Genomic DNA, 10,957 nt, shown 5'->3' on the forward strand with positions numbered 1-10,957 from the left:
AGCCGGAATTGRCATATTCCTTAACATATTACCACCTGGATTCTTCTCAAAAACTTTTTTTGCTCTCGCAAGATCAGCTGAAGTTGTTTCAGTTATCCCTTTCTGAAGTTCAATATTTACCAATCCTTCTTCTTTTTTATCAAATCCGGCGTAATTAAATACCACTTCTTTCTTATCATCTTCTGCTTGCAGAATTAACCCGGGCAAACCATTCAATTTCCAGGGACCATATGGAAATGGAAGTTCTGCCGTAAACCATGCAGTATAATTTCGTCCCCGAAATGCGGCTATCGCTTTTTGACATTTATAACCTCCAATTTCTTTTGTTTCATTGCTGATCTGCCAATCAATTGAGGGATATTGCTGAGGTATACTATATGCAGTAAGTCCAACCTTATCTATCAGCAGCATTTTCTTGTCCTGATGAAAATTATAAATCTCTTCGTTTGTAAGATTTGGTGAACTAAAAGCAAGCATCTGATGCCCTCCTTCATTTCCACTGCTAAACTCCTTCATTTGTTYTAAAGCTTCTTCGGTTTTAGTAGCCAGACTCTGGCTTTTATATAAGCTTGAGTTTTTGGCGATATAAAGAACCATTTCTTCTTTTTTGGGTTTATCCCGATGATTAGTGTCTGTTACATGAGCAAAGTCATATCTGATTTCGGCCAGAACAGGATCTTTGACTTGGGCAAAGGCACTCGAATTTGTAAAGATTATTGGCGTAAGCAGCGCAAATGCAATTAACATTTCTTTTGTTTTCATTGTCTTCTTTTTTAAGGTCTGTATATCAAAACTATGGCGAGACAACAGCTTTAGCAGGAAAATGAGTGTTAAATAACGTTAACTAAAGACGGTAGTGTTAAATAGTGTTAACCAGTGTTAATGAGTGTTATCAGATCGCTTATAAAAGCATGATTATCATATCTTTGCTACTACCTTATAGATTTCGAAATGTTATCAAAAAGAATTCGGTTTATTGTACTCATTGTTGCCTGCTCGCTTGCCGGAATCTTTCTATTCCAATGTTACTGGTTATACAACTCCTACCTTCTTTCGACAAAGCAATTTGAAAATGATGTTCAGGAGGTATTACAAAAACTGCAGACCGCACATGTAGTATCAGAATTAAAAGCAGAGGGAAACATTACAGGATCAAATACCGAATCAAGCAAAGCAAAAATTTCTATGCTTACCAGGGTCCTTCAATACATGCCCGATCAATTTCCAACTGATAGCGCTACTTCCAGGTCTCGTTCAATCTTTTATTCTTTTGTAGATACACTACCAGAAAAACCAAATGCTGGCCTAAGAAATAAAATTCAATTTAAAGGAAAGAAGCTAACCATAAGTACCGGCTACAATTATAAGAAAAATGAATTTGCAGCTCTGGAGCAGCATTTAAGAACTGAATTAGATGCCCTTTTAAAGAATCAGGGAATCTACTCGACCTTTGCCTTTAAATTATCAAACGCCAGTGCTAAAGGCGATAATTTTATTAGCGACAGCACTTTATTTGCAAACAGCACTAAAAAGAAATTTCAAGTATTTATAGGCTTATCAAAACCGTATTTGTTGCAAATTACCGTGAGCAACCATTTTCAGTATGTGTTTAAACAAATGCAATGGGTTTTGTTGGCTTCTGTATTGATGATTGGCATAACTATATTGGCGTTTGTATATATGCTACGCACCATTTTTCAGCAGAAGAAACTATCGGAAATAAAAACTGATTTCATCAACAACATGACTCATGAATTTAAAACTCCGATATCAACGGTATCGCTTGCGGTAGAAGCAATGAAAAGTTTTGATGTGATGAAAAAGCCCGAACAAGCGAAAGAGTATCTGGACATATGCGAACACGAACTTAAGCGAATTTCGGTTATGATAGAAAAAGTGTTGAGGATGGCAGCATTTGAACGAAGTGAGATTAAACTTTCCCTGCAAAAAAAGAACATAGGTAAACTCATAAATGATGTAGCAACCAATATGCGGCCCCAGCTTGAGCAAAGAAATGCAAGCTTATCGATTAAACCCATTACAGGAAAAACTGAGGCCATGATAGATGCTGATCATTTTTCAAACGTAATCTATAACCTAATCGACAATAGTCTAAAATATACGGATGAACCTCCTGAGATCGAGATCACATATGGAATAAATGCTGGCGAAAACCTACTGGAGATAGTTATCGGCGATAATGGTATCGGCATACCTGAGGCTTATCATGATAAGGTATTTGATAGCTTTTTCCGCGTTCCTACAGGCAATCTCCATAAAGTAAAGGGATTTGGTCTTGGATTAAATTACGTTGCTGGCATTGTAAAAAAACATAATGGCACCATTGAATTAAAAAGTAGTATAGGCAAAGGAACTTTTTTCATCATTACAGTACCTGTATAACAATGAAACATCAAAATGGTTAAATTGAAGATATTATTAGCAGAAGATGAACCCTTTTTAGGAAAGATCATAAAAGAAAGTTTCGAAACAAGAGATTTTGAGGTATCATGGGTTCAAAACGGAATTAAGGCCTATTCAGTATTTAGAAGTTTTCAGCCTGACATCTGCATTCTGGATGTGATGATGCCCGAAAAAGATGGTTTTTCAGTAACGGAAGATATCCGAAAGATTGATACCGCTGTGCCAATTCTTTTTCTTACGGCGAGGTCGTTAACCGAGGATGTAATCAAAGGATTTGAAATGGGGTGCAATGATTATTTGAAAAAGCCTTTTAGCATGGAAGAACTTATAGTAAGGGTTAAGTCGCTATTAGGTCGTTCAGAGAAACACAAAACAAACCTGTCAATTGAAAACTTTAGTATTGGCAATTATGAATTTAACAACACCATACAGGAATTAACATTAGGTAACGAAAGTGTAAAGCTGTCTTTTCGCGAAGCATCCTTATTAAAGATGCTGATTGAGAATAAGAATCAGGTGCTAGCCAGAAAATTAGCTTTAGATTATCTTTGGGGAGAGGACAATTTTTTTGCTGCCAGAAGTATGGATGTATTTATTACCAAATTACGTAAACATTTAAAGCACGATACAAATATTGAAATTGTAAATATTCGTGGAGTGGGTTATAAATTAATCATCAACGATTAATGGGAGAAGTTTGCACTTGCAGCCACGGCTTTCTTTTCGGGGAGTAATACTAAAAACAAACCTACTAAAACAAGCAAGAACATATTAACGGACATGGCGGTCTGGTAAGCTTTTAAATAAGTAATAGTTGAAGGATTTTCGCCAGCCAGAGAAAAGAACAGGCCGCCAATAATTCCAATACCAAGAGCAATGGCAGTTTGCTGAAACGTAGCGTAAGTGCCAGAAGCCGCGCCGGCAAACTTTGTTGGTATGCTTTTTAATGCCATTGTCATCAATGATGGAAGCACCGAACCACAACCAAATCCAYATATAAACAGAACAGGATAAGCAATAAACCGGTTAATGTCGACTGAATTGAATACAACGATATGCAATGCGCTGGCAATAATCATGATCAGTATTCCACCCTGCAATACTTTTTTCCCATACCGGGGTACCAAACGGATTGAGACCAGCGATGCGACCACAAAACCAAGTCCCTGCAATACAAAGAACAAACCTGCCTCTGTAGAACTAATTCCAAATCCTATTTGTAACAGGATCACATTGAGCAGAAAATAAGAATCCTGTACCATAAAATAAAACAATACAGCCCAAAGTGCTATGTTAAAATCTTTGAAGGCGAACAGTTTCATGTCGATGAGGGGGTATCCTCCTCGGTTGAGTTTTTGTTTCTGATCATAGACAAACCAAAGTAGCAACGGCACAGATCCTCCGACACAAATCAGGCTCCAAAGTGGCCACCCTAACTCCCTGCCGCGGATCAAGGGATAAATTAAAGCCATTAAAGTTAATGTAAGAAGTAGCACACCTGAGTAATCGAATTTCTCTTTGGCCTGACTGCTCTGGCTGGGCAGGAATTTTACTGCAAGGAAAACTGAAGCTAGCCCCAAAGGAACATTGATTAGGAAAATAAGGCGCCAGCCTGCCACAATGAAATGCAGATCGGGCAATAGACCACCTAAAAATTGTCCGATAACAGACGCTGAGCCGGCAATACTTCCATAAATACTAATAGCTTTTATACGTTCCACAGGATTTGGAAAAAGCACCTGGATATAGGAAATACCTTGGGGAATCATAAAACCTGCACTGATGCCCTGTAGCAAACGGGCTAGATTTAACTGAAAAGCAGTTTGAGAAATGCCACAAAAGGCAGAGGCAACGGTAAAAGCAATCATTCCAATCAGAAAAACCCTTTTCTTCCCGAACTGGTCACCAGCCCTCCCTCCGGTAATCAGAAAGGCTGCATAACCAAGCAGGTATAAAGCAATAACGAGTTGGATATCACCATCAGAACCATTAATGCCTTTACGTATTGAGGGTAAGGCTACGTTAACAATAAAAATATCAATAACTGCTAAAAAAATAGAAGATGAGATAATTGTCAATAGAAACCATTTTGAAATTTGTCTGCTCATTTTTGGTTAAATTAGCCAGCAAAATTGAAGTCTTTGAGACAGGTGCACAAGTAGTTTTAAAAAAGATACCAGGTATGAAAAAAGATACGAATATTGATTTACAGCCATTTGTAAAAGAGGAAACCGGAGAATATAACTGCCCGATGACAAAAGTGCTTCGTATTATTGGTGGCAAATGGAAGCTGCTGATCCTGAATGCTATTTTATTGGAATGTCCGAAGCGTTTTGGGGCACTTAAAAAGAAGATGCCTGATATTACCCAGGCTACGCTTACTACACAATTGCGCGAGCTTGAGCGTGATGGTATTATTTTACGAACGGTTTATGCAGAATCACCACCAAGAGTAGAATATAAGTTAACTGAATTGGGCTTAACCCTGGTTCCGATTATTGAATTGCTAAACGAATGGGGCAATACCTATTGCATCCACAATAAAGAGGGTGTCCTCTAAAAGGTAAGGTCATCCTCTCGAGGTAAAGAGAGGATGACCAGGTGAGGCTACAAACGTCCCCTCGCTTCATTTCCTGCAGCGTCCACGTTTTCCTTATTGTCTTGCTTTTTCCCACTTGAGAAATTATAGGTGAAGAAAACGCCAATATACCTCACAAAATCAAGTCTGTTCCTTAAAACGTTTCTGGTAAATTCCGCAGTATTGATTTCATATCGAGGTTTGTATAAATGAAAAGGGTCCTGCAATTCAAAACTCGAAGTTAGTCGATCATTAAGAAAGCTCTTCTTTATGTTTATGTCCAGTTTGCCAACTCTTTGTTGGTCATAAATACCATAGAAATCACTGGTTTTATAAAATCCTGAAACCTCAACAAAGTACTTTCTCCGCAAATTAAACTTACTGGCAGTCCTAAGGTATTGTGTAAATTTAGACCTGTTTAAGGCTTCAGTGCCATGAATATCTATCGTCCGATATCTCAGTGTGGCACTCGTATTAATTTCCCACCAATTGGTTAACTTTATTGGAATGTACAAAGAGGTGAAAACATTATTATTGTCAGTGATATTTTCGTCCCTTGAAATAATGACATCCCCAATATTAGTGAGATTCTCAGTAATGGCATTATTGGTATTTTGATACCCAACAGTAAAACTGTATTTCCTTTTTAACAAATATTCCAATTGCAAATTATTGCTGAAGTAAGATCGTAAGTTAGGATTTCCTTCCTGGATGCTATTAAGACTTACATAGGTAACAAAAGGATTCAATTGTCTGAATCCAGGGCGATCTATTGTTCTGTTATATGAGAGCGTAAGTGAATGATTTTCTCCAAATTTCCTATTTAAAAAAGCAGATGGAAAAAAGTTCCACTGGTTACGTCCGATAGTTTGTTCTGTAGTAACTGATTTACCATGGTAATTAGTTTGTTCAGCCCTTATTCCAACTTTGAAATCCCATTGTTTAAAAGACTTGGCGACCGTGCCGTAGAAGGCCAGAATATATTCACTATACAAAAACCTGTTGGACTTTAAGGGATCTAATGGAGACTGCTCATTCAGGCCATTTCGATAATCCATTGAATAATCCGTATTGGATGCAGTAAATTTACTTCCTGTATTAAATACAAGTGATTTAAAAAGATGTTTTTCTAAATCTATATTGGCTACATGCACCATAGATTTGCCGATCGTCTTGGTGAATAAGCTATCACGAGAATGGGATTCTGCCCCATTTCCGTTTAAAAATTCAGTTTCTAAAGCAGAAGGGTCTCTCAAGCCATAGGAAATATAGCTATACCCAATATCCAGTTTACTACCAATTGTATCAAGTTTATTCCGGTAAAATGCGTTAGCCATTTGGTTAACATAACGAAATGTAGTGCTTTTTTTTGTGTGCAAAGAAGAGTCGACAGTACTTGCCTTTATATTGGCCAGATAATCAATATCTGTTTTATATGTACTACTGACACTACCAGGATTGGTAAACATATTGTAACTGACGCCAACCGTTTGTTGAGAATTCAGTTTATAATCCACACTAGCATTATAGCCTATGCTGTGGTAACGTTCGTCGTACTTTTCAGTTTGCTTGCTAATAATGCCTGTTGATTTGAACTGCTGACTAATGTTATCTTCATAAAAAGCCGGTGTCCAGAAATAATTAAAACTTCCCTGAAAATTAAATTTACCTGCACGGTAATTCAAAAACGTTGTAGCTTTTGTGTTGTCGTATTTATTATACCAGTATCCGCTGCTTACATTACCGCTAAGCCCGTATTTGTACTCAGATTTTAAAACAATATTTATAATTACCCCGCCATTTTGCGCATCATTTTCGGCCCCAGGAACTGCTTTCAGCTCGTAAGATTTGATGGATTCAGAAGGAATAGACCGCAGATAAGATAACAACTGATCTCCCGACAGCAAGACTTTCCTGTTGTCAATATATACAGTCACACCTTGAGAGCCCCTGAACACAATTTCTTTTCCACTCACATAAACACCAGGTATTACGTTAAATAATTTTAGGGCATCTTCACCTTTTTCATAGATACTACCCTCTATATTTAGGATCAATTTATCGAGAGAGCGACTGATTAGCTGCCTTGTAGTAGTAATAGTAACATCTTTTAATTGTATAGCTGATTTATTAAGAACAATATCAGGCACTTCAAGTACCTCTGCATTCCCTACGATAACTTTCTGTATTAAGCTGTCTGTTTCCACTGACGATACCTTAAGCAAGTAGTCGCCCTGCTCATAAACCTTTAGGCTAAATCGGCCACCGGTGTCTGCTAGTGCCGTAGAAACAATACTTTGATTAGTAACCTTCATAATTTGGATAGTAGCCAATTCAACTGGTTTGTGGTCAGAACCTATTACCCTCCCCCTTACAGTATACCCGGTTTCTTGTCTGCGCCTTTCCAGTAGAATATTATTGTTGACCTGTCGGAAAGAAAAATCCGTGTTTTTTAACAGTTCATATAATGTGTTTTCTACCGTTCTTGTACTAAATGCGATATTGAGGTCTGTAATTTCCTTTATTTCCGATTTCCTATAATAGAATCGGAAATTCGTTTGTGCCTCAATTTTTTTTAAACCAGCTAGTAAACTTTCATCTTCCAGTTTAATAGTAACTTTGCAATCGCTCATTTTCTGACCGTTTACCGGTACAGCCATGAGGAACTGCAATGAAGTTAAGAGGAAAAGAAATATGATAGTACTTACACGCATCAACCAGACTATAAATTGTTTATTTAATATTATTATACCAATGAGATAAGCACATGCCATCCCCATATTCCACATTGTTGCAGAATTTTTCATAATTTTAAAATGTTTTAAGTGATTCCAATTATTTAAAGCCCCGGATACTCCGGGATTCCTGTAGACCGATGGCCGTCGGTTTACAGGTTATTTTGCTGACACTACTTCCTTGAGGCATATTCAGCGTATATAAAGCTTAGTCGTTATTCATCTAAATAAATTTTGCAGATAATATTAATTACAACCTTCGCCATAGATGACGATGTGTCCACTTGATTTGGTTTCCCAGGTTGCGTTATTAAAGTCAGTGATCACGTCTAAAATTTTGTTCAGTTGATCTCCTTTCAGTGTTGCGCCGCTAAATCGACATCTTTTTAATTTGTCATTATTAAAAGTAATCTTCACATGAAAATGCTGTTCAAGCTGTATTGCTGCATCTGCAAGCGTAATATCATCAAAAAGTATATTCTCATCCCTCCAGGCTATAACCGTTTGAGCATCTATTGTTTTTTCGATTGGTTTTCTGCTTATCATATCAAGGCTTACCTGCTGATTGCTGGTAAGAATGCTTAAAACCTTACCGTCGTCTGCTACACTCACTTTACCCCTGGTTACCGTAACTTCCAGCGTATGCTTGTTTTGATCTTCTTTAATATTAAAGGCAGTTCCCAGTACTGTGGTAAGTACTTTTCCTGTGTGAATGAGAAAAGGTTTCGCGGCATCATGTTTAACATCAAAATAGGCTTCACCCGAAAGATAAATCTCTCTTGTTTTTCCATTAAATTCTTTAGGATATTTTAATTCAGAACCGGCATTTAACCAAACCTGGGTACCATCAGCAAGGGTAATCTGTTTTTTTTCATGATCAGGAATGGACAGTGAGGTTAAATCTTGCGACAGCATGCGCTTTTCTAATAGTGGCCAGCTTAAGTAGAGGCCAAAAACCATAATTAACACGGCCGCCACACCTGCAATTTTGTACCATAAGTATCTTCTTGATTCTATTAGCACTACTTTAGGCTCATTTGCCTTAATAGTATCCTTAATCTCCATAAACACATCAGAAAGCCATTGATCTTTACCAGAACGATCTAATTGTTGCCACTCGGGATCAGCATTTCCATTTTCTGCCAGCCATTTTTCAATCAGGTGATCTTCTTCAATAGAAGTCTCTCTTTTTTGGTAACGGTCTAATAAAGCTTCGATATTATCGCGGTTCATTTTATCGGATTTTGACAATAGTCGTATGAACCCCCGTTTGGTACTATGAGAAAATAAAATTTTTTTTTTTAGCGTATTATAGAACCGCTAATATAGATACCAAAATACTAGTGCAGAAACAGAACTAATTGTTAATGACCGGCGCAAATGCTTCAAAGCAGACGTTAGTTGATTTTTTACGGTTTGCTCAGAAAGCTGTAATTTATTTGCTATTTCAGGAATGCTTAAGTTTTCCTCTCGGCTTAAATGGTAGATCTCTTGAACTCTTGGAGATAATTTTTCCAAAGATTTACCAATAGTCTGTTTTAATTCTTTTAACGCTATTTGCTGTTCAGTTTCTGATCCTAAACTTGTCTGTAAAGTTAGCACCATTCCCATGTAATCTTCATGAGTAATGTTCTTTCTGATCTTATCAATGATGCGATAACGAACCATTGTAAATAAATAAGCCTCTAAATTCCGATCTATTTTTAGGGATTTCCTTTCCTCCCAAAATTTCACGAATAGGTCGTGAATGATGTCGCGTGAATCTTCAAGGCTATATAATTTAGAACTGGCAAACCCGGCTAACTTGTCCGCATAACGGTAATAAATTTCGGTAAAAGCGGCTTCATCATCCTTTTTTAAAAGATCGACCAGCTGAAGATCGCTCGATGAATTGTATACCGACATTTATTTTAGAGTAAATTATAATTGGCGAAGCTACAGGAAATAGTGATTCCTTGCAACCACATTTATCAATGTACCAGCTAGGAGTCAATTATGTTCTATTTTACCAAGATTGAGACGCATACGCGAAAACTTGATACAGATGCGCGGTCTTAACAAACTTCAATCACTTAATTTTACAATCCAAACTAATAATACAAATCAACTATATACACAAAAATGAACAAATCCAACAAATTAAAGGTCCTGGGCTTGCTGGCTTGCTTTTTCGCAATATGCCAAACCCAAGCTCAGGATAGGAAGGCACCTTCCTACCCGTTAATCACGCACAATCCCAATTTCAGTATCTGGTCAAATACCGATCAACTCAATGCATCTACTACAACTCACTGGACAGGCGCAGATCACTCACTACTGGGTCTGATCAATGTAGACGGTAATATCTACCGCTTTCTTGGTAAGGAAGAGACAAACTATAAAACAATACTCGGTACTTCTGACGAAACTCCTTATACAGTAAAGTATACGGAAACGGCACCGCAAGGCGACTGGAAGTCGGCTGCATACGCTGCTGCTGATTGGAAAACCGGTTCGGCTCCTATTGGAGATGACGCCAAACAAGTAAAAACACTTTGGAAATCTAATGACATCTGGGTAAGAAGGTCGTTTAATATTGCCAATCCTGCCAGCATCAATGAGCTGTTGTTAAAAATGAACCATGATGACAACATTGAAGTATATCTAAACGGTAAAAAGGTTTATCAAAAAGAAGGATGGACCAATACGTTCCAATATTTCCCACTAGATAAAAGCGACCTAAAGGCCGGCCAGAATGTGATCGCCATCCACCTGGCCAACTCGGCCGGAGGCAGATATCTGGACTTTGGTTTGGCTGATAAACTGAAGGACAATGCGGCCAAGATTCAACTGGCGAAACAGAAAAATGTAGAGGTTACTGCTACGCAAACGATCTATGATTTTACTTGTGGCAAAGTTGATCTTAAAGTTACCTTTACTTCGCCCCTACTTATGAATGATTTGGGATTACTGGCGCGTCCGGTTTCTTACATCACATACAATGTACAGGCCAACGACAAAAAAACTCACACGGTAAAGGTTTTGCTAAGTGCTTCTTCAAACATAGCGGTATATAGACCTTCACAGGAAGTAACTGCTAAAAAATACTCAACAGCTAAATTATCAATCCTAAAAGTGGGTACGGTAGAACAACCAGTTCTGCAAAAGGGTGCTGATGATATGCGCATCGACTGGGGTTATTTCTACGTGGCTGCTCCTAAGTCCAGCAATGCGGTACAGT

Annotated in this window: 9 protein-coding genes; 4 read left to right on the top strand and 5 right to left on the bottom strand. The window is 37.8% G+C overall.

What is annotated here, in order from left to right:
* The coding region (locus tag AC1DG9_RS16225; protein ID WP_477634896.1) for a GLPGLI family protein at positions 1-762 on the bottom strand (762 nt) is incomplete at its 3' end.
* 189 nt (positions 763-951) lie between these two features.
* Between AC1DG9_RS16225 and AC1DG9_RS16230 the strand changes: the two genes are divergently transcribed.
* Positions 952-2,403: a sensor histidine kinase gene (locus AC1DG9_RS16230; RefSeq protein ID WP_288879426.1), complete on the top strand. Its 1,452-nt coding sequence runs from the start codon at positions 952-954 to the stop codon at positions 2,401-2,403.
* A 15-nt stretch (positions 2,404-2,418) separates the two neighbouring features.
* Positions 2,419-3,111, top strand: a complete 693-nt coding sequence (locus AC1DG9_RS16235) for a response regulator transcription factor (RefSeq protein ID WP_288879427.1) — start codon at positions 2,419-2,421, stop codon at positions 3,109-3,111.
* Here the strand turns inward: AC1DG9_RS16235 and AC1DG9_RS16240 are convergent.
* Positions 3,108-4,532 (bottom strand): MFS transporter, encoded by a 1,425-nt coding sequence (locus tag AC1DG9_RS16240; RefSeq protein ID WP_477634897.1) that lies wholly within the window; start codon positions 4,530-4,532, stop codon positions 3,108-3,110. The two genes, AC1DG9_RS16235 and AC1DG9_RS16240, sit on opposite strands and share 4 nt — an antisense overlap.
* A 74-nt stretch (positions 4,533-4,606) precedes the next feature.
* Between AC1DG9_RS16240 and AC1DG9_RS16245 the strand changes: the two genes are divergently transcribed.
* The gene (locus AC1DG9_RS16245; RefSeq protein WP_430709558.1) at positions 4,607-4,984 is read left to right on the top strand and encodes a winged helix-turn-helix transcriptional regulator; all 378 of its coding nucleotides are present in this window, start codon (positions 4,607-4,609) and stop codon (positions 4,982-4,984) included.
* Positions 4,985-5,031: 47 nt separating this feature from the next.
* Here AC1DG9_RS16245 and AC1DG9_RS16250 read toward each other — a convergent pair whose 3' ends face one another.
* The 3 genes from AC1DG9_RS16250 to AC1DG9_RS16260 form a co-directional block, all read right to left on the bottom strand.
* Positions 5,032-7,809, bottom strand: a complete 2,778-nt coding sequence (locus tag AC1DG9_RS16250; protein WP_288879429.1) for an outer membrane beta-barrel family protein — start codon at positions 7,807-7,809, stop codon at positions 5,032-5,034.
* Between the two features lie 174 nt (positions 7,810-7,983).
* Positions 7,984-8,970: a FecR family protein gene (locus tag AC1DG9_RS16255; RefSeq protein ID WP_337716335.1), complete on the bottom strand. Its 987-nt coding sequence runs from the start codon at positions 8,968-8,970 to the stop codon at positions 7,984-7,986.
* 87 nt (positions 8,971-9,057) lie between these two features.
* Positions 9,058-9,642 carry an RNA polymerase sigma factor gene (locus AC1DG9_RS16260; protein WP_288879431.1) on the bottom strand — a complete coding sequence of 195 codons (585 nt, stop codon included), beginning with the start codon at positions 9,640-9,642 and terminating at the stop codon, positions 9,058-9,060.
* A gap of 216 nt (positions 9,643-9,858) precedes the next feature.
* Here AC1DG9_RS16260 and AC1DG9_RS16265 point away from each other — a divergent pair.
* The coding region (locus AC1DG9_RS16265; protein ID WP_477634898.1) for a DUF5127 domain-containing protein at positions 9,859-10,957 on the top strand (1,099 nt) is incomplete at its 3' end.

It is taken from the genome of Pedobacter sp. 05L430 (genome assembly GCF_056397585.1).